At 77.0% G+C, this 21,124-nt stretch carries 17 protein-coding genes and 2 riboswitches; of the genes, 9 read left to right on the forward strand and 8 right to left on the reverse strand.

Annotation, left to right across the window (positions count from 1 at the left end; genetic code table 11):
- The first annotated feature begins 49 nt into the window (after positions 1-49).
- Positions 50-118, forward strand: a riboswitch (cobalamin riboswitch).
- Between the two features lie 55 nt (positions 119-173).
- Genes H6H00_RS17515 through cobA form a run of 3 tightly spaced genes read left to right on the forward strand, consistent with a single transcriptional unit; the run spans position 174 to position 2,880 of the window.
- Complete coding sequence (locus H6H00_RS17515; protein WP_185716834.1) at positions 174-746, forward strand: precorrin-8X methylmutase; 573 nt, start codon at positions 174-176, stop codon at positions 744-746.
- Positions 743-1,654, forward strand: a complete 912-nt coding sequence (locus H6H00_RS17520; protein ID WP_185716835.1) for a sirohydrochlorin chelatase — start codon at positions 743-745, stop codon at positions 1,652-1,654. The genes H6H00_RS17515 and H6H00_RS17520 overlap by 4 nt, the downstream gene beginning before the upstream one ends.
- A 5-nt stretch (positions 1,655-1,659) precedes the next feature.
- Entirely contained in the window at positions 1,660-2,880 is a 1,221-nt protein-coding gene (gene cobA, locus H6H00_RS17525; protein WP_379539706.1) for a uroporphyrinogen-III C-methyltransferase, read from the forward strand.
- Here cobA and H6H00_RS17530 read toward each other — a convergent pair.
- Genes H6H00_RS17530 through H6H00_RS17545 form a run of 3 tightly spaced genes read right to left on the reverse strand, consistent with a single transcriptional unit; the run spans position 2,858 to position 6,581 of the window.
- The gene (locus H6H00_RS17530) at positions 2,858-4,573 is read right to left on the reverse strand and encodes a serine/threonine-protein kinase (RefSeq protein WP_185716836.1); all 1,716 of its coding nucleotides are present in this window, start codon (positions 4,571-4,573) and stop codon (positions 2,858-2,860) included. The two genes, cobA and H6H00_RS17530, sit on opposite strands and share 23 nt — an antisense overlap.
- Before the next feature lie 50 nt (positions 4,574-4,623).
- Positions 4,624-5,970: a hypothetical protein gene (locus H6H00_RS32355; RefSeq protein ID WP_255425232.1), complete on the reverse strand. Its 1,347-nt coding sequence runs from the start codon at positions 5,968-5,970 to the stop codon at positions 4,624-4,626.
- Positions 5,967-6,581, reverse strand: a complete 615-nt coding sequence (locus H6H00_RS17545) for a hypothetical protein (RefSeq protein ID WP_185716839.1) — start codon at positions 6,579-6,581, stop codon at positions 5,967-5,969. The genes H6H00_RS32355 and H6H00_RS17545 overlap by 4 nt, the downstream gene beginning before the upstream one ends.
- Before the next feature lie 127 nt (positions 6,582-6,708).
- Positions 6,709-6,881, forward strand: a riboswitch (cobalamin riboswitch).
- 34 nt (positions 6,882-6,915) lie between these two features.
- Between H6H00_RS17545 and cobN the strand changes: the two genes are divergently transcribed.
- The 3 genes from cobN to cobT are packed head-to-tail and all read left to right on the forward strand — an operon-like array spanning position 6,916 to position 12,421.
- Positions 6,916-10,638, forward strand: coding sequence for a cobaltochelatase subunit CobN (gene cobN / locus H6H00_RS17550; RefSeq protein WP_185716840.1), 3,723 nt, complete (start codon positions 6,916-6,918; stop codon positions 10,636-10,638).
- Positions 10,635-11,369 (forward strand): precorrin-2 C(20)-methyltransferase, encoded by a 735-nt coding sequence (gene cobI, locus H6H00_RS31900; RefSeq protein WP_221775567.1) that lies wholly within the window; start codon positions 10,635-10,637, stop codon positions 11,367-11,369. Before cobN ends, cobI begins: the two co-directional genes overlap by 4 nt.
- The gene (gene cobT, locus H6H00_RS31905; RefSeq protein WP_221775568.1) at positions 11,366-12,421 is read left to right on the forward strand and encodes a nicotinate-nucleotide--dimethylbenzimidazole phosphoribosyltransferase; all 1,056 of its coding nucleotides are present in this window, start codon (positions 11,366-11,368) and stop codon (positions 12,419-12,421) included. Before cobI ends, cobT begins: the two co-directional genes overlap by 4 nt.
- Before the next feature lie 760 nt (positions 12,422-13,181).
- On the opposite strand, the gene H6H00_RS17560 is transcribed toward cobT, so the two are convergent.
- The 3 genes from H6H00_RS17560 to H6H00_RS17570 all read right to left on the reverse strand — a co-directional run bounded on the left by H6H00_RS17560 (position 13,182) and on the right by H6H00_RS17570 (position 15,366).
- Entirely contained in the window at positions 13,182-14,492 is a 1,311-nt protein-coding gene (locus tag H6H00_RS17560; RefSeq protein ID WP_185716841.1) for a DNA polymerase IV, read from the reverse strand.
- Positions 14,489-15,148 carry a 4'-phosphopantetheinyl transferase family protein gene (locus tag H6H00_RS17565; RefSeq protein ID WP_255425233.1) on the reverse strand — a complete coding sequence of 220 codons (660 nt, stop codon included), beginning with the start codon at positions 15,146-15,148 and terminating at the stop codon, positions 14,489-14,491. The genes H6H00_RS17560 and H6H00_RS17565 overlap by 4 nt, the downstream gene beginning before the upstream one ends.
- Positions 15,149-15,210: 62 nt before the next feature.
- The gene (locus H6H00_RS17570; protein ID WP_185716842.1) at positions 15,211-15,366 is read right to left on the reverse strand and encodes a hypothetical protein; all 156 of its coding nucleotides are present in this window, start codon (positions 15,364-15,366) and stop codon (positions 15,211-15,213) included.
- A gap of 193 nt (positions 15,367-15,559) precedes the next feature.
- Between H6H00_RS17570 and H6H00_RS17575 the strand changes: the two genes are divergently transcribed.
- The 3 genes from H6H00_RS17575 (at position 15,560) to H6H00_RS17585 (ending at position 19,186) form a co-directional block, all read left to right on the forward strand.
- Positions 15,560-16,654 (forward strand): NAD(P)/FAD-dependent oxidoreductase, encoded by a 1,095-nt coding sequence (locus H6H00_RS17575; protein ID WP_185716843.1) that lies wholly within the window; start codon positions 15,560-15,562, stop codon positions 16,652-16,654.
- A 25-nt stretch (positions 16,655-16,679) separates the two neighbouring features.
- Positions 16,680-17,891: a cytochrome P450 family protein gene (locus H6H00_RS17580; protein WP_221775569.1), complete on the forward strand. Its 1,212-nt coding sequence runs from the start codon at positions 16,680-16,682 to the stop codon at positions 17,889-17,891.
- A gap of 179 nt (positions 17,892-18,070) precedes the next feature.
- Positions 18,071-19,186, forward strand: coding sequence for a lyase family protein (locus tag H6H00_RS17585; RefSeq protein ID WP_255425234.1), 1,116 nt, complete (start codon positions 18,071-18,073; stop codon positions 19,184-19,186).
- On the opposite strand, the gene lipA is transcribed toward H6H00_RS17585, so the two are convergent.
- Together lipA and H6H00_RS17595 are read right to left on the reverse strand one after the other, a co-directional pair.
- Positions 19,187-20,191 (reverse strand): lipoyl synthase, encoded by a 1,005-nt coding sequence (gene lipA, locus H6H00_RS17590; RefSeq protein WP_185716845.1) that lies wholly within the window; start codon positions 20,189-20,191, stop codon positions 19,187-19,189.
- A 10-nt stretch (positions 20,192-20,201) separates the two neighbouring features.
- The gene (locus tag H6H00_RS17595) at positions 20,202-21,119 is read right to left on the reverse strand and encodes an oxidoreductase (RefSeq protein WP_185716846.1); all 918 of its coding nucleotides are present in this window, start codon (positions 21,117-21,119) and stop codon (positions 20,202-20,204) included.
- Positions 21,120-21,124 lie beyond the last annotated feature (5 nt).

Here is a 21,124-nt window from a genome sequence, read left to right on the forward strand (position 1 = left end):
GTCCACCGCCGCCCCGCGCCGCCCGGGTTAGGGTGTCGGCGAGACTGCGCGGGAACCCGGTGCCACTCCGGGGCGGTCCCGCCACTGTGACCCCTGACCGAGGGGGAGCCAGACCCCGCGCGTCGCCACCACCACCGCCGCACCGGGCGAGGAACACCCGGGGAGGAGCAGCCGTGCGCACCGTGCACCCCATCGAGACCGAGTCCTACGCCATCCTGCGCACCCGGCTCGACACCGCCGATCTCCCGCCGCTCACCCGCGCGGTCGTCGAGCGGATCGTGCACACCACCGCCGACCCCACCTGGGCCGGCGACCTGGTCTGCGACGAGGACGCCCTGCGCGCCGGCCGCGCCGCCCTGCTGGCGGGCGCACCGCTGATCACGGACGTGCGGATGGTCGCCGTCGGGATCACCGCCCGCCCGTCGACGGTCGCGCTCGACCTCGCCCCCGTCGCCGACGCGGGGCTGACGCGCTCGGCCACCGGCATCCGCGCCGCCGCCGCGCTGCACCCCGAGGGCGCGGTCTGGGCGATCGGCAACGCCCCCACCGCGCTCGACGAGCTGCTGCGCACCGGCGTGCGGAGCCCGCTGGTGATCGGGCTGCCGGTCGGGTTCGTGGGCTCGGTCGCGGCGAAGGCCGCCCTGCGCTCCGCCGGGTGGCCGGCGGTCTCGAACCGTTCCGAACGAGGTGGGGCCGCCGCCGCGGCCGCCGCCGTCAACGCGCTGCTCTACACGGAGGACCGATGAACCCGCCCCTGATGCTCGCCGGCCACGGCACGGTCGACGCCGCGGGGGTGGCGGAGTTCGTCGCCTTCACCGAGCGCCTGCGCACCCTGCTCGCCGCCGAGGGCGTCGACGTCGACGGCGGGTTCATCGAGCTCTCGCAGCCCACCGTGCACGAGGCGTGGTCGCGGCTCACCGAGCGCGGTCACACCCACCGCGCCGCCGTGCCGATGGTCCTGGTCGGCGCCGGGCACGCGAAGGGCGACATCCCCGCCGCGCTGGAGCGCGAGGTGCGCCGCGAGCCCGGCACCAGCTACGCCTTCGGCCGCCCGCTCGGCCCGCACCCGGTGCTGCTGGAGATCCTGGCGACGCGGATCGCCGAGGTCGCGCCCGCCGGGGGCACCGCGGTGCTGCTGGTCGGGCGCGGGTCCACCGACCCGGACGCGAACGCCGAGGTCGCGAAGGTCGCGCGGCTGCTGCAGGAGGGTCGCGACTACGACTTCGTCGAGCCCGCGTTCGTCTCCCTCGCGAAGCCCGACGTCGCCTCCGGCCTCGCGCGCTGCCGGGCGCTGGGCGCGACCCGCGTCGTCGTCGCCCCGTACTTCCTGTTCGACGGGGTGCTGCCGCGCCGCGTCGTCGACCAGGCCGCCGCGTTCGCCGCCGACCACCCGGACGTCGACGTCCGCAGCGCCGGGTACCTGGGCGACACCGCGGAGCTCGCCGGGCTCGTCGTCGAGCGCTACCGCGAGGCGCTGCACGGTGACATCCGGATGAACTGCGACACCTGCGCCTACCGGGTGCTGCTGCCCGGTTTCGAGGACAAGCTCGGCGCCCCGCAGACCCCGCACCACCACCCCGACGACCCCTCGACGGGCCACGGGCACGGCCACGGCCACGCGCACGGACACGCCGCCCCGGTGGCGGGAGAGTGATCGACGTGGACCCCTACCTCGCCGGGCTGGTGCTCGCCGGGCGCCGCGTCGTCGTGGTGGGCGGGGGCACGGTCGCGCAGCGCCGGATCGCCGGCCTGCTGACGGCCGGGGCCGACGTCCTCGTCGTCGCCCCCGACGTCACCCCGGCGGTGGAGGGCATGGCGACGGCACGCGAGCTGACCTGGGAGGCCCGGCCCTACCGCGACGGCGACCTCGACGGCGCCTGGTACGTCGTGAGCTGCACCGACAGCACCGAGGTCAACGCCGCCGTGGCCGCGGAGGCCGAACGGCGCCGCGTGTTCTGCGTCCGCGCCGACGACGCGACCGGCGGCACCGCCGTCACCCCGGCCGTCGGGCACCACGACGGGATCACCGTCGGCGTGCTCGCCGGGCGCCGCCCGCGCCGCTCCGCCGCCGTGCGCACCGCGCTGGTCGAGGCGCTGGCGACCGGGCTCGTCGACGACACCGCCGAGCCCGTCACGCCGGGCGTCGCGCTGGTCGGCGGGGGCCCGGGGGACCCGGAGCTGATCACCGTCCGGGGGCGGCGGCTGCTCACGCGCGCCGACGTCGTCGTCACCGACCGGCTCGGTCCCCGCGACCTGCTCGACCACCTCGACCCGCACGTCGAGGTCGTCGACGCGTCGAAGATCCCCTACGGCCGCGCGATGAACCAGGCGCGGATCAACGAGCTGCTCATCGAGCACGCGCGGGCGGGGAAGTTCGTGGTGCGGCTCAAGGGCGGCGACCCCTACGTCTTCGGCCGCGGCTTCGAGGAGGCGCTCGCGTGCGCCGAGGCCGGGGTTCCCGTCACCGTCGTCCCCGGCGTGACCAGCGCGTTCGCCGCGCCCGCCGTCGCCGACGTGCCGGTGTCGCACCGCGGGGTGGCGCACGAGATCGTGGTGGTGTCCGGGCACGTCGCGCCCGACGACCCGCGCTCGCTCGTCGACTGGCCCGCGCTCGGGCGGCTGCGCGGCACCGTCGTGCTGCTCATGGCCGTCGAGCGGATCGGCGCGTTCGCCACCGCGCTGATCGACGGCGGCCGCCCCGCCGACACCCCCGTCGCGGTCGTGCAGGACGGCACCATGCGCATCCAGCGCTCGGTCCGCGCCACGCTCGCCACCGTCGCCGACGTCGTGCGCGAGGAGGGCATCAACCCGCCCGCGGTCGTGGTGGTCGGGCCGGTGGCCGGGCTGGCCGAGCGGGTCACGGGCACGCCCGCGAGGTGAGCGTCTCGCTGCTGCGGATCAGCCGGTCCGGCCCGGTCAGCAGGTAGGACTGCTCCCACTCGGTGCACGCCTGGTCGCCGCCCGGGCCGTCGGCGGGGGCCTGGCGGCTGGTGAAGGTCATGACGACCGTGCCGTCGGGGCGCACCGAGGTGATCCGGGCGTCGCTGATCGTGCGGGGGCGCTGGATCTCCAACCAGGCGGCCAGTCCGTTCTCCGCGGTCCGGGAGTCGGCGCTGAACAGCGCGAACGTGTCCGCGTAGCGCCCGTCGTTGATCGAGGAGACGTACGCGTCCAGCGTCGCGAGCGCCGCGGGGACCCCGGCGCCGCTGACGCCCGGCGCGACGACGACCGACCCCGCGGGCGGCGCGGTCGGGCCGGCCGAGGCCGGGGTGGACGACGCCGGGACCGGGCCCGTCGACGGGGTGACCGGCCCGGCGGTCCCGCCCGACAGCAGGACGGCCCCGACGCCGACCGCCGCGACCAGCACCACCGCGACGACCCCGACCAGCAGGGCGCGGCGCGACCGGCCCGGGGGTGCCGGGGTCCGTCCCGCCTGCGGCGGGGGAGCGGCTCCGGACCAGGGCTCCCGCGCCGGTGGACGTCCCGCCGACGGCCACGGTGGGGCCGGGGTCCACGGCGCCGCCGCGGGCCACGGGGCGGCCGGAGCCGGCTGTCCTGCCGGAGGCCACTGCTCGGCCGGAGGCCACTGCCCCGCCGGAGGCCACTGCGCCGTGGACGGGGACTGCGCCGCGGACGGGGGCCGGGCCGTCGAGGGGGACGGGACGGCCGGGGGTTCCAGGGCGAGGCTGGTGGGGGCCGCCGCCTCCTGCGCCGCCGTCGCCGCCCCGTCGACGACGGCCCGGGTGACCGGCCGCCCGGTGGCGCGCTGCGCGTCCTGCAGCGCCGCGACGGCGTCGGCGGCGCCGGCGTACCGCTGCTCGGGCTCCTTGGCCATCAGCCGCTCGACGACCCGGCACACCGGGTCCGGGACCCCGCGGTCGCGCAGGTCCGGCACCGGTTCGCGGACGATCCGCGCGAGCATCACCAGCAGCTCCTCCGGGGTGTCGCGGCCGAACGCCGACGAGCCGGTGAGCAGCGTGAACAGGGTGGCGCCGAAGCCGTACAGGTCGGTGCGGACGGTGCTGGTGCCCTCGGCCAGGCGCTCGGGCGCGGCGTAGGCGGGGCTGACGCGGATGCCGCCGGAGGTCTCGGCGATGCCGGGGAGGCGGGCGATGCCGAAGTCGGCGAGCTTCGGCTCGCCGTAGCGGGAGACGAGGACGTTCGCCGGTTTCAGGTCCAGGTGCAGGATGCCGTGGCGGTGCGCGGTCTCCAGCGCGCCGCCGAGCAGGACGCCGATCTCCAGGACCTCCGGCCACGGCAGCGCGGGCCGGTCGGCGAGGGACCCGCCGGACATGAGGTCCATGACGATGTAGGGCTGCCCGCGGTCGGTCGTGCCGCCGCGGTGGACGGTGACGATGTGCGGGTGCCCGGACAGCGTGCCCATCGCCTGGCACTCGCGGGCGAACGCGCGGCGCACGGAGTCGTCGTCGAGGCGCTCGCGCAGGACCTTCACCGCGACCGTGCGCCCGAACTCCGGCTCCTGCACCGCGTAGACCGAGCCGAACCCGCCGCGGCCCAGCTCCCGCGCGCCGGTGAGGCCGGGGATCCCCAGGTCGACGGGCGCGGGCTCCACGGGCGCAGTCTAGGTGCGCCCGCGGAGCCCGGTATCCGTACGAGTACCGACTACAGCGACAGCAGCCGGTCGAAGAAGCTGCGGTAGCGGCGCAGGGCCAGGCGCAGGTCCTCGGTGGAGGTGTCGTCGGTGTCGAGCCCGTGCTCCAGCCCGCTGCGCTGCTCGCGGAACAGGCGCTCCAGCTCGTCGAGCACCTCGCCGACCAGCGCGTCGGCCTGGCGGACGGCCTGGCGCGGCTCGTCGACGAACGCGCCCTTCACCGCGTCCCAGCGCGACCCGTACTCCTGGGCCCGCTGCTGCGGGAACAGCCGCTCGCGGCCGCTCGCGTCGTCGCCCATGCCGGAACCGGCCTGGTGGGGCGCGGTGCCGTGGGCGGCGGAGCCGATCGTGCCCGCCGCGGCTCCGGCCGCTCCGGCCGCCCCGGCGGCGGTACCGGCCCGGCCGGGGTCGGTGGTCGCCCGTCCGGCGCGGTCACCGTCGTGGTCGTCGCGGACCGCGCCGGCACCGGCCTGGTCGACCGGCCCCCGGTGAGCCTGGTCGGGGTGGACCTGGTCGGGGTGGGCCGGCGCCGAGTGGGCGGGTGCGGCGTGGGTCGGTGCGGCGTGGGTCGGGGCGGAGTGGGCGGGGCCGGCGTGGGCCGGTTCGCCCTGCGTCCGGTCGTCGAACGCCCTGGCGCCCTGGGCCTGGTCGCCCTGGGCCTGGCCGCCCTGGGCCTGGCCGCCCTGGGCCTGGCCGCCCTGGACCTGCCCGCCCGGGACCTGGCCGGCGCCCGGGGTCCCGGCGGCCGGGCCGCCGGGGTGTCCGGGAGCGCCGCCCGCCGCGCCCGCGTCGTCCCGGTCGAGGCGCTCGTGCCGGTCACCGGTGGGGTGCCGGTCGTCGGTGGGGCGACCCGCGCCGCCGTCGTCCGTCCGGTGCCCGCCCGCCGCACCGGCGACACCGGCGGCCGCGGCCGTCCCGGCCACCGCGGTGGCACCCGGCCCGGAGCCGTCGCGGACCTGCTCGGTGTGCGCGTCGGCGGGGTGGGTGCCCATCGGCGTCGTCGGGGCCGCCGGCCGGCCCTCGGGCGCGCCGAACCGGTCGCCGGGGATGCCGGAACCCTGCGGCGGCGGGCCGTCGGCGGGCCCCTGGGCCGGGACGCCCGGCCGGCCGGGCGCACCGGCGTCGGGGGCGTACCCCGGACCCTGGCCGGGAGCAGGCTGGGTGCCGGGGGCGGGGTGGGTGCCGGGGACGGGCTGGGTACCGGGGACGGGCTGGGTCAGGCCGTCGGAACCGGCGGGAGCCCGGCCCGCGTCCTGGCGCTCGTCGGCGCGGGGCTCGTCGTTGCGGCCCAGCAGGTCGTCGATGACGCCGCGGACGCCGCCGCGGGGCCGCTCGTCGGGGCGGTCGGGGGTGCTCATCGGGTCTGCTCCTCGGTGGTCGGGGCCTGGTGCCGGCCGTTGCTGTTCGGGTCGCCGTGGCGGCCGGACCGGGTGTCGTGACCCAGCAGGGCCTCCACCAGCGACCGGTAGGAGGTGACGGCGTGGCGCTGCTGCTCGGTGTCGACGCCGCCGCGCTCGGTGGCGTCGCGGACGGCGCGGGCCTCGCGGTAGTGCGCGACGACCTCGGGGTGCTCGACGGAGATGTCCTCGGCGCGGCGCTCGAAGTCGTCGACCGGGTAGCCGCGGGTGCGCATGATCTCCACGACGAGCCCGTCGGCCTGACGCAGCGAGTGCACCGGGTCGTCGACGAACCCGCGCTGGATCTCGATCCAGGCCACGTCGAACCGGTCGCGCTCCTCGGGCCGCAGGTCGCGGACGTCGAGCGAGGCGTGGCGCTTCTCCCGCTCGACGAGGCGGGCCTCGGCCTCGCGGGGGTCGCCGGTCTCGGCGAGGGTGCGGTCGTACTCGGACCCGTAGCGCTCCTGGAGGCGCTCGGACCGCTTCCGACGGGACAGCAGGACGCCGGCGACGCCGAGGGCGATCACGAGGACCACGACGACGACGATCAGGACGATCACGGTGGGTTCCACCGGACACCTCTCTGTGTGGCGGACGACACACTCGATCGAGTGAACCGTTTCCGGAGGGTGCCCGAAGGTCGGTCGTCGCTAAACCCCGCCGGTGCGGCACCTCTCGTTGACCCCCGCCCGTGCCGTGTGGTCCTGTGTGTCCGACGGCAGTGGAGGAAGTCGGTGCGAGTCCGACGCGGTCCCGCCACTGTCACCGGGGAGCGGCCGCCCAGCCGTCGTGACCACTGCCGAGAGGCGGGAAGGTCGGGCGCGTCGCGTCGATCCGGGAGCCAGGAGACTCGCTGCCGTCATCACCCCGAGTCGAGGGCGCGGACCCTCGGAGGAGGAGCCGAAGATGGCGCCCGTCGTCCTGCTGCTGTCCACCGCCGACACCGAACTGCTGGCCGCGCGGGCGGCGTCCGATTCCCCGGGGAGTGCGCTCTACCGCACCGCGAACCCCGCCCGGGTCGAGCCGGAGGGCCTGCCGGCGCTGCTCGACGGCGTCGACGTCGTCGTGCTCCGCCTGCTCGGCGGTCGCCGGGCCTGGCCGCTCGGCGTCGACGCGCTCGTCGCCTCGGGCCGGCCGGTCGTGCTGCTGGGCGGGGAGGCCGCCCCCGACGCCGAGCTGATGGCCGCCTCCACCGTGCCCGCGGGCGTGTCGTCGGAGGCGCTGGCCTACCTCGCCGCGGGCGGCACCGCGAACCTGCGCGAGCTGCACCGCTTCCTCTCCGACACCGTCCTGTTCACCGGCGAGGGCTTCGCCGCCCCGGAGGCGACGCCGGAGTTCGGCGTCCTCGGCGACCGCGAGCGGGACCCGGCGCGGCCGACCGTGGGCGTCGTGTTCTACCGGGCGCACGCGCTGAGCGGCAACACCGCGTTCGTCGAGACCCTGTGCGACGCGATCGAGGCGCGCGGCGCCAACGCCCTCCCGGTGTTCTGCGCGTCGCTGCGCCGGGCCGACACCGAGCTGATGGCGCTGCTCTCCGGCGTCGACGCGCTGGTCACGACGGTGCTCGCGGCGGGAGGGACCGTCGCGTCGGCGGCGTCGGCCGGGGGTGAGGAGGACGCCTGGGACGCCGGCGCCCTCGCCACGCTCGACGTGCCCGTGCTGCAGGGCCTGTCGCTGACGACCTCGCGCGCCGTGTGGGCGGACTCCGACGCCGCGCTGTCGCCGATGGACGCCGCCATGCAGGTGGCCATCCCCGAGTTCGACGGCCGGATCGTCACCGTGCCGTTCTCGTTCAAGGAGACCGCGGCCGGCGACGACCTGCCCGTCTACCGCGCCGACCCCGAGCGCGCCGCGCGCCTGGCCGGGCTCGCCGTGCGCCACGCCTCGCTGCGCCGCACACCGGTGGCCGAGCGGAAGCTCGCCGTCGTGCTGTCGTCGTACCCGACCAAGCACTCGCGCGTCGGCAACGCGGTGGGGCTCGACACCCCGGCGTCCGCCGTGGTCCTGCTCACCGCCCTGCGCGACGCCGGGTACACCGTCGGCGAGTTCCCGCAGGACTCCGACGAGCTGATCCACACCCTCATCGCCGCGGGCGGGCACGACGTGGAGTGGCTGACCGAGGAGCAGCTCTCGGCCGCGCCCGCGCGGGTGCACCTGGCCGACTACCGGGAGTGGTTCGCCGCCCTGCCGACGGCGCTCACCGACGGGATCGTCGAGCACTGGGGCGAGGCGCCCGGCTCGCTCTACGTCGACGGCGACGACATCGTGCTGGCCTCGCTCACCTTCGGCAACGTCCTGTTGATGATCCAGCCGCCGCGCGGGTTCGGGGAGAACCCGATCGCGATCTACCACGACCCGGACCTGCCGCCGTCGCACCACTACCTCGCCGCGTACCGCTGGCTGGAGAGCGAGTTCGGCGCCGACGCCGTGGTGCACCTGGGCAAGCACGGCACGCTGGAGTGGCTGCCGGGCAAGGGGCTCGGGCTGTCCGCGGAGTGCGCCCCCGACGCCGTGCTGGGCGAGCTGCCGCTGGTGTACCCGTTCATCGTCAACGACCCGGGTGAGGGCACGCAGGCCAAGCGCCGCGGGCACGCCGTCGTCGTCGACCACCTGGTGCCGCCGATGGCCCGCGCCGACACCTACGGCGAGATGGCGAAGCTGGAGCAGCTGCTCGACGAGTACGCGACCGTCCAGGCGATGGACCCGGCCAAGACGCCCGCGCTGCGGGCCCGGATCTGGGAGGTCGTCCAGGCCGCGCAGCTGCACCACGACCTGCACGTCGACGCCGCCCCGGGCGAGGACGACTTCGACGACTTCGTGCTGCACATCGACGGCTACCTGTGCGAGGTCAAGGACGTCCAGATCCGCGACGGCCTGCACGTCCTCGGCGGGGTGCCGGAGGGGGAGGCCCAGGTCAACCTGGTGCTGAGCATCCTGCGGGCGACCCAGGTGTGGGGCGGCAAGCGCGCGCTGCCCGGGCTGCGGGCGGCGCTGGCGGCGTGGGCGGGGCTGGACGAGCAGCAGCTGCTGGCGAACCCCGGCGCCCCCTTGCAGCAAGGCCACCTTCACGCAACGTCGTTGCACGAAGGTGGCCTTGCTGCGATGCCGGAGGTTCCCGCCGACCGCATCGCGCGGCTCGTCACCGTCGCTCCGGGCCCCGCCCGCACCGGGGCCGACCTCGTCGACGTGCTCGAGGGCGTCGCCCGGGCACTGGTCACCGGCGTGCAGGAGCGGGGCTGGTCCGGCGGTGCGTCCGTGTGCGCAGAGCTGCTGGGGGAGCCCGTCCCCGACGTCGTCGCCGTGCTGGAGTTCGGCTGTGCCGAGGTCGTGCCGCGGCTGGACCGCACCACCGACGAGGTCTCCGGTGTGCTCCACGCCCTCGACGGCGGCTACGTCCCGGCCGGGCCCTCCGGGTCCCCGACGCGCGGGCTGGTCAACGTGCTCCCGACCGGCCGCAACTTCTACTCCGTCGACCCGAAGGCCATCCCGTCGCGCAGCGCGTGGGAGATCGGCACGATGCTCGCCGACTCCCTGATCGCGCGGCACCTCGCCGACACCGGCGAGTACCCGCGCAGCGTCGGCCTGACGGTATGGGGCACCTCCGCCATGCGCACCCAGGGCGACGACCTCGCCGAGATCCTCGCCCTGATCGGCGCCCGGCCGGTCTGGGACGAGGCCTCGCGCCGCGTCACCGGGTTCGAGATCGTGCCGCGCGCGGAGCTGGGGCGGCCCCGGATCGACGTCATCGTCCGGATCTCCGGCTTCTTCCGCGACGCGTTCCCGCACGTCATCACGCTGCTCGACGACGCGTTCGCCGCCGTCGCGGAGCTGGACGAGCCCGACAACCACCTGCGCGAGCACGTCGAGACCGACGTCGCCGCGCACGGCGACCGCCGCCGCGCCACCGCCCGCATCTTCGGCTCCAAGCCCGGCGCCTACGGGGCGGGCCTGCTCCCGCTGATCGACGCCCGCAACTGGCGCAGCGACGCCGACCTCGCCGAGGTCTACGCCGTGTGGGGCGGCTACGCCTACGGCCGCGGCCTCGACGGGCGCGAGGCCCGCGCGGACATGGAGCAGTCGTTCCGGCGCATCTCCGTGGCGGCGAAGAACCAGGACACCCGCGAGCACGACATCGTCGACTCCGACGACTACTTCCAGTACCACGGCGGCATGGTCGCGACGGTCCGCGCGCTGACCGGCCGCACGCCCGCCGCGTACGTCGGCGACTCGGCGGTGACCGACGCGGTGAAGACGCGCACGCTGGCCGAGGAGACGAAGCGGGTGTTCCGGGCGCGCGTGGTGAACCCGAAGTGGATCACCGCGATGCAGCGGCACGGCTACAAGGGCGCGTTCGAGCTGGCCGCCACCGTCGACTACCTCTTCGGCTACGACGCCACCGCAGGCGTCGTCGACGACTGGATGTACACCCAGCTCGCCGAGAGCTACGTGTTCGACGGGACCAACCGCGCGTTCATGGAGAAGTCCAACCCCTGGGCGCTGCGCGGGATCACCGAGCGCCTGCTGGAGGCGGCCGACCGCGGCATGTGGGCCAAGCCCGACGACGCCGTGCTCGACCGGCTCAGGCAGACCTACCTCGAGCTCGAGGGCGACCTGGAGGGTCAGGGATGAGCACGCTGGTGGGAGTGGGCGTCGGCCCCGGCGACCCCGACCTGGTCACGGTCAAGGCGGCGAACCTGCTGGCCAAGGCCGACGTGGTGTTCGTGCCGGTCGCCGACTCGGGCGAGACCGGCCGCGCCGAGCAGACCGTGCTGTTCTACGCCGAGGCGTGGCGGATCGAGCGCGTGGTGTTCGCGCTGCACGACCGCGAGCACACCGCGCGCCGCGAACGCGCGTGGGACGCCGCCGCCGCGCAGGTGGCGCGCTGGTTCGACGCCAACCCGGGCGGCACCGCGGCGTTCGCGACCATCGGCGACCCGTGCGTCTACTCGACCTTCACCTACCTCGCCGCCACCGTCCGCGAGCTGGTCGGCGAGCTGGCGGTCGAGCTCATCCCCGGCATCACCGCCATGCAGGACCTCGCCGCGCGCAGCGGCACCCCGCTCGTCGAGGGGAGGGAGGCGCTGTCGCTGTTCCCGATGACGGCGGGGGCCGACCGGTTCCGCGAGGCGCTGAACCGCGGCGACTCCGTCGTCGCCTACAAGTTCGGGCGCAGGCTCCCGGAGACCCTCGCGGTCCTGCGCGAGACCGGCCGGCTCGACGGCGCGGTGTACGGCGCCGGCCTCGGCCTGGCCGACGAGGACGTGCGCCCGGCGGCCGACCTCGACCCGGACGCCCCCGGCCCCTACCTCTCGACGCTCATCGTGCCCCCCGCCCGCACCGGCCGCGGAGGCGCGCTGTGAGCCTCCTGGAGGACACCCTCGCCGCGATCGTCGCGCCGGACGCCGCCGCGCGCGCCGCCGCCGCCGACCGACTCGACCGGATGACCAAGCCCCCCGGCTCGCTCGGGCGCATCGAGGACCTCGCGGTCACGCTGTCCGGCATCGCCGGGACCTGCCCGCCGCCGCTGCCCGACCCGGCCGTCGTCGTGGTCTGCGCCGGCGACCACGGCGTCCACGCGCAGGGCGTCACGCCGTGGCCGCAGGAGGTCACCGGGCAGATGGTCGCCAACTTCGCGGCGGGCGGGGCCGTCGTCAACGCGTTCGCGCGGGCGGCGGACGTGCAGGTCCGGGTGCTCGACGTCGGGGTGGCCACCCCGCTGCCCGACCTCGACGGCGTGCTCGCCCGCCGCGTCGCCGACGGCACCGCCGACCTCGCCGTCGGCCCGGCCCTGACGCGCGAGCAGGTCGTCGCCGCGGTCGAGGCCGGGATCGCCGCCGTCCCGGACCGCGGCTGCGTCCTCACCGGTGACATGGGCATCGCCAACACCACCGCCGCCGCGCTGCTGATCTGCGCCTTCACCGGCGCCGACCCCGAGCGGGCGACGGGCCGCGGCACCGGCATCGACGACGCCACCCTCGCCCGCAAGACCGCCGTCGTCCGCGACGCGCTCGCGCGGCACCGCCCCGACCCGGCCGACCCGGTCGGGGTCCTCGCCGCGTTCGGCGGGCTGGAGCACGCCGCGATCGCCGGGCTCGTCCTCGGCGCCGCGGCGCGGCGGATCCCGGTGCTGCTCGACGGCGTCAGCGCGGGCGCCGCGGCCCTCGTCGCGGCCGCGCTCGCCCCGCAGGCCGTGGCGTACTGCGTCGCCGGGCACCGCTCCGCCGAGCCGGGCCACCGCCTCGCGCTCGGCCACCTCGGCCTCGACCCGCTGCTCGACCTGGGCCTGCGCCTGGGCGAGGGCACGGGCGCGGTGCTGGCGCTGCCCCTGCTGCGGGCGGCGGTCCGGGCCCTGCACGACGTCGCCACCTTCGGCGACGCCGGGGTCACCGACGCGGCGCACGAGCAGGTGTAACGCGGCGGGTACGGGGGGACGAGTACGTCCCCGGGTCGGGGAGCCCCGGGTGACGAGGGGGACCGATGACGCGACGGCCCGCCGAGCCGGTGCGGGTGACCCCGGACGCCACCTGGTTCCGCCCGTCCGACGGCGGCGCGGGGGCCCTGCTGCGGCTCGCCGACGGGGTGCCGGCGGAGGCGGTCCGCCGGATCCGGGACGCCGGCGTGGGCGGGCTGCTGCCGATCGGCAACGTCGTGGTCCGCGAGGGCGCGGTGTGGCTGCGCACGCCGCAGCCCCCGGGACCGACGCTGGGCGACCTCATGACCAGGGCGGGCCTGGTCACCGAGGACGCGGTGGCGGTGCTGGGCACCGTCGCGCGGGTCGTCCGCGCGCTGCACGCGCGGGGGCTGTGCCACGGCCGGATCGCGGACGACGCCGTACTGCTCGACCCGGCGGGCGCGCCGCTGCTGGTGCTGCTCCGGCCCGGGCCCGCCGATCCCGCGCGCGACGCGCACCACCTGGCCGCCCTCGCCCGGGTGCTCGCGGGCACCTGGTGCGACGCCGGGGGCGCCGCGCTGCTGCACCGGTTCGCCGGGGAGGTGGTGCGCGACGGCCTGGACGCCGCGCTGCCGGTCCTGCCGCGGGCCGCGCCCCCCGGCCCCGTCCGGCGCGCACTGGCCCGCGAGTGGTGCTTGAGCGCCGCCCGGTCGCGCGCACCGTCCTCGTCGTCCGCGCACGCCCGGGTGCGTGCGCGGCGAGCCGGTGCGGCGGCGCCCGTTCAGGCCAGGCTGCCGAGCGGATCGGTGCGGGTCAGGGCCGGGTCGGCGGCGGGGAAGGTGCGGGCGCGGCCGGGCCCCGTCGAGCGTGTCTCGAACCGCACGGTGACGCGCCCGTGCCCGGCGCCCTGCACCCAGCCGTGGCCGTGCTCGTCGTGCCGGACGTCGTCGCCGGGGCGCCAGGGCCGGTCCGCCTCCACCGGCGTCTCCTCCGGGGCGGCGTCCTCGACGGTCTCCGGCACCGCCCGCGGCGGCTCGAACAGCGCGGGCGGCGGGTCGTCGCCCAGCCCGGCCAGCGACACCCCGATCAGCCGGACGCCGCCCTCGGGCACCGCGGTCCGCGCGAGCTTCTGGGCGGTCGCGGTGAGCGCGCCCAGGTCGGTGCTCCCGACGGCGGCGGTCTCCGAGCGGGTGTGGGTCGTGAAGTCGGCGCTGCGCACCTTGACCGTGACCGTCCGCGCCGCCCGCCCCGACGCCACGAGCCTGCGGTGCGCCGACTCGGTGATCCGCGCGACGGCCTCGTGCACCGCCCGCATCGCGGTGAGGTCGGCGTCGAAGGTCGTCTCCGCGCTCACCTGCTTCGCCGCCCCGCGCGGGGCGACCGGCCGCTCGTCGACGCCGCGGGCGAGGCGGTGCAGCTCCGTGCCGACCGCGGTGCCGAGCAGCCCGGTCAGCTCGCGCAGGTCCATCGCGGCGAGCGCGCCGACGGTGCGGATGCCCAGCCGGTGCAGGCCCGTCTCGGCCACCGGCCCGACGCCGGACAGCGCGCGCACCGGCAGCGGCGCCAGCACCTCCGCCTGCTCCTCGGGCGTCACGACGCGGTACCCGTCCGGCTTCGCCAGCTCCGAGGCGATCTTGGCCAGCTGCTTGCCCGACCCGGCCCCGACCGACGCCGGCAGCCCGGTCGCCGCGCGCACCGCGGTGCGCAGGTCGACCGCGAACCGCTCGACGACGTCCGGCCCGGCCCCGACGAGCGCGGGCGGCTCCAGGTACGCCTCGTCGACCGACACCGGCTCCAGCACCGGCGCCGCCTCCGCGAGCACGCCCATGACCTGCTCGGACAGCGCCTGGTAGAGCACGAACCGCGGCGGGACCGTCACCGCGTGCGGGCAGCGGCGCCGGGCCTGGCCCATCGGCATCGCCGAGCGCACGCCGAACACGCGCGACTCGTAGCTCGCCCCGGCCACCACCGACCGCGGGCCCAGGCCGCCGACCAGCACCGGTCGCCCGGCCAGGGTGGGGCGGGTGAGCTGCTCGGCGGAGGCGAAGAAGGCGTCCATGTCGAGGTGCAGGACCCAGCGGCCGGCGCTCATGGGCGGGTGCGCAGCAGGGCGTCCCCGTCCGCCTCGACGACGTCGGGCGCCGCGGGCCCGGGACCGGCGAGCGCGGCCGGGTGCCCGGGGGCGGGGGAGAGGTCGTGCAGCCACACCCGCCGCCCGGCCCAGCGCACCCCGCCGTCCGGGGTGAGGGTGATCTCCGACATCGGCGTCGACAGGCCCTCGCCGGTCGACTTGAGGAGCGCCTCCTTGCGCGTCCAGAGCCGGAAGAACTCGGCCTCGTCGGCGACGGTCTCGTCGGGCGAGCAGGCGTGCGCGGTCATCCCGGCGAGGTCGGGGAGCGGGCGGGCCTGCTCGACGTCGAGGCCGACGGGCCCGTCGTGCACGGCCAGCCCGACCAGGTCACCGGCGTGGGTCATCGAGAACCCCGGGCCGTCGTGCGCGAGGCGGGGCTTGCCGTGCTGCTCACCGCAGCGGCAGGTGCGGTCGAAGGTCAGCGCGGCGGGGTCGGCGTCGAGCCGGGCGGCGAGCACGAGCCGGGTCAGCGCGTGCGCGGCGAGGTAGCGGGCGGCGTCGAGATCGCGGCGGAAGCGGCCGATCCGTGCGCGCTCGTGCGCGTCGAGGAGGTCGAGGAGCCCGGGTGCGTCCCCGGGGGCGAGCGGTGCCGCCCACCAGACCGTGCAGGTACCCACACGGCAGATGGTAGGCGCCGCCGGTCCCGTGGACGCGGGACCGGCGGCGCGGCGGGACCGGGTCAGGCCGAGCGGCGGATCGGCGCGACCCGGCGGCCCTGGGCGGGCCGGGCGGGTGCCGCCGGGCCGCGGTAGCGGGCGGCCGGGGGCACGGGTTCGGTGCGCTTCCCGCGGCGGGCGGCGCGGTTCTGCGGCGGGTTCGGGTCCGGTTCACGCATGCGGATCTCCTGAGGGCGGCACGGGGCCGGGCGGCGACGGCCGGACCGGCCGGTGGACGGGGACGGGCGGCGGGGACCGGAGGGGTCGACCGGCCGCGGGGCCGCAGCTCGCGGCGGGCGTCTCAGTTGCGCATGCCGGGGACGGTAGCCGCGCGGCGCGCGGGCCCGCCACCGGATTCCTAGAGTGGGTCCCGTGGTGGACGTCGTGGTGGTCGGGGGCGGCATCGCCGGGGTGTCGGTGGCCTACGAGCTGGCGGCCGACCGGTCCGTGCTCCTGCTGGAGGCCGAGACCGCACTGGGCAGGCACTCCACCGCCCGCTCGGCCGCGGTCTACGTGCCCGGGCACGGCGTCGGGGCGGTGCGCGCGCTGATCGAGCGCAGCGGTCCGCGGTTCGCCGCGCTCGCCGACGAGCTGGGCACGCCGCCGCTGCTCACCCCCCGTCCCGTGCTGTGGGTCGGCTGCGACGACGAGGGCGCGGCGGCGCTGGCCGGGGTCCTCGCCGAGCGCGCGGGCGAGCCGGACGCCCCCGTCGCGATCGACGCGGACGGGGCCGGCCGGCTGTGCCCCACCCTCGCGCCCGGTGTCGTCCGCGCGGCCGCGCTCACCGCGGGCGCGGCCGACATCGACACCGACGCCCTGCACCAGGGCTACGTCCGCGGCCTGCGGGCCCGCGGCGGGGCCGTCCGCCCCGGCGCCCCGGTCACCGCGATCACCCGGGACGGCTCGGGCTGGCGGGTCGAGGCGGCCGGTGACGCGGTGCGGGCGGGTGCGGTGGTGAACGCCGCGGGCGCGTGGGCCGACGAGGTCGCCGCGCTCGCCGGCGTCCCCCGGACCGGGCTCACGCCGCTGCGGCGCACCATCGCGGTGGTGCGCGTGCCCGACCCGTCGCGGCTGAGCCGCCCCATGGTGATCGACGCCGCGGAGCGGTTCTACTTCAGGTCCGACGGGCCCGACCTGCTCGTCTCCCGCGCCGACGAGACCCCCGCCCCGCCCGGCGACGCCCGCCCCGACGATGTCGACGTCGCGCTGGCCGTGGAGCGCGTCGAGGCCGTCACCGGGCTGGGGCTGCGCTCGGTCCGGACGAGCTGGGCCGGGCTGCGCTCGTTCGTGCCCGACCGGCGCCCGGTGGTCGGCGCGTGGCCGGAGCACCCGGGGTTCTGGTTCGTCGCGGGGCAGGGCGGGTCGGGCATCGAGTCCGCGCCCGCGCTGTCGGCGCTGGCCGCGTCGGTCGTCCGCGGGGCGCCCGCTCCGGCCGGGCTGGCGCCGTCCCGACTTCACGTAAGCTAGCGCTTACATCGCCGATGGGAGCTCCGTGACCGCAACGCACGACGATCTGGCACCGCACGACACCGCCCTGTTCGAGGGCGCCTTCTGGACCGACCCGTACCCGGCGTACGAGGCGCAGCGGGCCGGGTCGCCGGTCCGCCAGGTGCAGCAGCCCGACGGCCCGGTCTGGATGATGTTCGACCACGCCGACGTCCGCGCCGCCCTCACCGACCCGCGGCTGAGCAAGGACTGGCGCTACACGCTGCCCGCCGACGCGCGCGAGGGCCAGCCGGCCACGCCGATCCCGATGATGATCCTCATGGACCCGCCGGAGCACACCCGGCTGCGCAAGCTGGTCTCCCGCGCGTTCACGGTCCGCCGGATGGAGGAGCTGCGCCCGCGCGTCGCCGAGTTCGCGAACCGGCTGATCGACGACCTGCCCGCCTCCGGTCCCGTCGACCTCATGTCGTCCTACGCCTTCCTGCTGCCGGTCTTCGTGATCTGCGAGCTGCTCGGCGTGCCGGCCGAGGACCGCGACGACTTCGCCGCCTGGTCGAACGTCATGGTCGACGAGTCCACGCAGGACGAGTCGATGGCCGCGGCGGGCAAGCTGCACGGCTACCTGTCGACCCTGATCGACGCCAAGCGCGAGAACCCGGACGACGCCCTGATCAGCGGCCTGATCGCGGTCGCCGACGACGGGGACGTGCTCTCCCAGGAGGAGCTCGTCGCGATGGCGATGCTGCTGCTCATCGCCGGGCACGAGACCACCGTCAACCTCATCGGCAACGGCGTGCTCGCCCTGCTCACCCACCCCGAGCAGCGCGCGCTCCTGGCGGAGCGGCCCGATCTCATCGCGTCCGCCGTCGAGGAGTTCCTGCGCTGGGACTCCCCGGTGCACAGCGCCCCGGTGCGGTTCGCGGCCGAGGACGTCGAGTACTCGGGGGTGACGATCCCGGCCGGGTCGGTCGTGTCGCTCTCGCTGGCCTCGGCCAACCGCGACGACAAGCGCCTGCCCGACGCCGCCGAGCTGCGGATCGACCGCGACGCGAGCGGCCACACCGCCTTCGGTCACGGTCTGCACCACTGCCTGGGCGCGCAGCTGGCGCGGATCGAGGCGCAGGAGGCGATCGGCCTGCTGCTCACCCGCCGCCCCGAGCTGGCCCTGGCCGTCGACCCGGCGGAGCTGGTCCACCGCCGCAGCACCCTGATCCGCGGCCTCCGCACCCTCCCGGTGGAGCCCGGCGCCCCGGCCTGACCCCCACCCACGCCCCGGCCGACCGCCCCCGCCGGCCCGGGGCGAGCGGCCCGTCCGCCCGGTCCCACCGGGTGGGCGGGCCGCTCGGGCATCCGGCCCCCGCCCGAGACGGGCGCATGGGCCGTTCGCACAATGTGGTCGTGCGGGCGGGCCGTCCGCACGTCGGCCGGGAGGTGCGCGTGGCACGCGGAGCGTTGTTCGACCCGCTGTTCGGGGGCGACCGGGTCGGCGCCCGGCTCGACGACGCCGCCTGGGTGGCCGCGCTCGTCGCCGTCGAGGTGGCGCTGGCGCAGGCCGCCGCGGCGCACGGGGTGATCCCGGCCGCGCACGCCGAGGCGATCGCGGCGGCGGACCTCGATCTCGACCCGACGGCGCTCGGCCTCGCCTCGGTCGAGGGCGGCAACCCGGTGATCCCGCTGGTGCGGGCGCTGCGCGCGGCGGTCGGGCCCGAGGTGGGACTGTCGGTGCACCCGGGCGCCACCAGCCAGGACGTCATGGACACCGCCGCGGTGCTGCTCACCGGCTGGGCGGGGGAGGTCCTGCTCGACGACCTGCGTGCCGCCGCCGACGCCGCCGCCGGGCTCGCCGCCGCCCACCGCGGCACCCCGACGATGGCCCGGACCCTGGGGCAGCAGGCCCTGCCGACGACGTTCGGGCTCGTGGCCGCGGGCTGGTGCGCCGGGCTCGACCGCGCCCGCGCCCGGCTCGGGTCGGTCCTCGGGGCGCTGCCGGTGCAGCTCGGGGGGCCGGCGGGCACGCTCGACGGCCTGCCGCTGCCCGTCGTCGCCGACCTGGCCGCGCGGCTGGGCCTGGCCGACCCCGGCGCCCCGTGGCACACCGAGCGCACCCGGATCGGTGAGCTGGCCGCCGCGCTCGGCGTCGCGGCCGGGGCCTGCGCGAAGCCCGCCACCGACGTCGTGCTGCTCGCGGGCACGGAGCTCGGCGAGGTGAGCGAGGCCGCGCCGGGGGACTCGTCGTCGATGCCGCACAAGCGCAACCCGATCGCCGCCGTCACCGCCCGCGCCTCGGCGCGCCGCGCCCCCGGCCTCGTCGCGGTGCTGCTCGCGGCGATGGACGGGGAGCACCAGCGGGCGGCCGGGGCGTGGCACAGCGAGTGGGAGACCCTCGCCGACCTCCTGCGCGCGACCGGCGGCGCCGCGGCCCGCCTGCGCGTCAGCCTGGAGGGGCTGGCCGTGCACCCGGACCGGATGGCCGCGTCGCTGCCCGCTGACCCGTCCACGGGCCGCGCGGCGGAGCTGGTCGACGCGCTCCTGGCGGCCCGCCCCCGGCCGTGATCAGCGGCGGGCGAGCAGGCTGCTGGCCTCCTGGGCCGCGGCCCCCTCGGACTCCAGGTGGGCCAGGGCGGGGCTGAGCTCCTCGCCGCGGTGGCGCACGGTCTGGGCGTAGAGCCGCCCGGCCCGGTAGGACGAGCGCACCAGCGGCCCGGCCATGACCCCGGCGAAGCCCATCTCCTGCGCGGCCTGCGAGTGCTCGACGAACTCCTCGGGCTTGACCCAGCGCTCCACGGGGTGGTGCCGGGCCGAGGGCCGCAGGTACTGGGTGATGGTGATGATCTCGCAGCCCGCCTCGTGCAGGTCGCGCAGCGCGGACACGACCTCCTCGGGGGTCTCGCCCATGCCCAGGATCAGGTTCGACTTGGTGACCAGGCCCGCCGCACGGGCCTTGGTGATGACCTCGAGCGAGCGGTCGTAGCGGAACGCCGGGCGGATCCGCTTGAAGATCCGCGGCACCGTCTCCAGGTTGTGCGCGAGCACCTCGGGGCGGGTGGCGAACACCTCGTCGAGCTGGGCGTCGATCGAGTTGAAGTCCGGGATCAGCAGCTCCACCCCGGTGCCGGGGTTGAGCTCGTGGATGAGCCGGACGGTCTCGGCGTAGAGCCACGCGCCGCCGTCGGGCTGGTCGTCGCGGGCGACGCCGGTGACGGTGGAGTACCGCAGGCCCATCTGCTGCACGGACTCGGCGACGCGGCGGGGCTCGTCGCGGTCGAGGTCGGCGGGGCGGCCGGTGTCGATCTGGCAGAAGTCGCAGCGCCGGGTGCACTGCTCGCCGCCGATGAGGAAGGTGGCCTCGCGGTCCTCCCAGCACTCGTAGATGTTGGGGCAGCCGGCCTCCTCGCACACGGTGTGCAGGCCACCGGAGCGCACCAGGGCCTTGAGCTCGGTGTACTGCGGGCCGGTCTTCGCCTTCGTCCGGATCCAGGCGGGCTTGCGCTCGATGGGGGTCTCGCTGTTGCGGACCTCCAGGCGCAGGAGCTTGCGACCTTCGGGTGCGATCGTCACGCCCCCCAGGCTACGCCGGGTCGGGATCCACGCCCGTCTCGGCGGCGGTGACGTCCCACAGCCGGGCGGCCAGGTCGGCGTCGCGCGCCCGCGCCGAGCGCCGGGCCGGGGCGGGCCGCCCGCGCGTCTCGCCGAGCCCGCCCGGGCCGACGTAGTCACCCCCGACGACCTGCGGCGACGTCGCCGCGTGGAGCTGCGGCAGGATCCCGCGCCCCACCCGCTGCGTCGTGAGCAGGTTGACCACCCGCGCGAGCGGCAGCAGCAGACGGGCCCCGCTGCGGGCGCGCACCGACGACGACAGCAGCGCGGTGTCGGTCAGGCCGGGGTGCGCGGCGACGGAGATCACGTCGTCGCCGCGGCGGCGCAGCCGCCGGTCGAGCTCGGCGGCGAACAGCAGGTTCGCGAGCTTGCTCTGGCTGTAGGCCTGCGATCCGGTGTAGGCGCGCCGCGCGAAGTGCAGGTCGTCGACGTCGAGGCCCGGCCCGCGGTGCGCGAGGCTCGACAGCGTCACCACCCGGGCGCCGCCCGCCCGCCGCAGCGCCGGCATCAGCAGCCAGGTCAGGGCCGCGTGACCGAGGTGGTTGGTGCCGATCTGGGTCTCGAACCCGTCGACGGTGATCCCCGGCGGCAGCCCCATCACCCCGGCGTTGTTCATGAGCACGTGCAGGGCGTCGCCGGTGCGCTCCCGGACGTCGGCGGCGGCGCGGCGCACCGAGTCGAGGTCGGCGAGGTCCAGGGTGACCAGCTCACCGCCCGGCACCTGCGCCAGCGCCGCCCGGCCGCGTCCGGCGTCGCGGGCCCCCAGCAGCACCCGCGCGCCCGCCCGGGCCAGCGCGGCCGCCGAGGCGAGCCCGAGCCCGGAGGTGGCGCCGGTCACCAGCACCGTGCGCCCGGTCTGGTCCGGTACGTCCGACGTCGTCCCGTCCATGTCCC

Source organism: Pseudonocardia petroleophila (assembly GCF_014235185.1).
Lineage (GTDB): Bacteria > Actinomycetota > Actinomycetes > Mycobacteriales > Pseudonocardiaceae > Pseudonocardia > Pseudonocardia petroleophila.

What these genes read in the sequence shown, in the direction of transcription:
- H6H00_RS17520 (WP_185716835.1), top strand. Translation starts at nt 743, where the DNA reads ATGAACCCGCCCCTGATGCTCGCCGGCCACGGCACGGTCGACGCCGCG.
- H6H00_RS32355 (WP_255425232.1), bottom strand. Translation starts at nt 5,970, where the DNA reads ATGAGCACCCCCGACCGCCCCGACGAGCGGCCCCGCGGCGGCGTCCGC.
- cobN (WP_185716840.1), top strand. Translation starts at nt 6,916, where the DNA reads ATGGCGCCCGTCGTCCTGCTGCTGTCCACCGCCGACACCGAACTGCTG.
- cobI (WP_221775567.1), top strand. Translation starts at nt 10,635, where the DNA reads ATGAGCACGCTGGTGGGAGTGGGCGTCGGCCCCGGCGACCCCGACCTG.
- H6H00_RS17560 (WP_185716841.1), bottom strand. Translation starts at nt 14,492, where the DNA reads ATGAGCGCCGGCCGCTGGGTCCTGCACCTCGACATGGACGCCTTCTTC.
- H6H00_RS17570 (WP_185716842.1), bottom strand. Translation starts at nt 15,366, where the DNA reads ATGCGTGAACCGGACCCGAACCCGCCGCAGAACCGCGCCGCCCGCCGC.
- H6H00_RS17595 (WP_185716846.1), bottom strand. Translation starts at nt 21,119, where the DNA reads ATGGACGGGACGACGTCGGACGTACCGGACCAGACCGGGCGCACGGTG.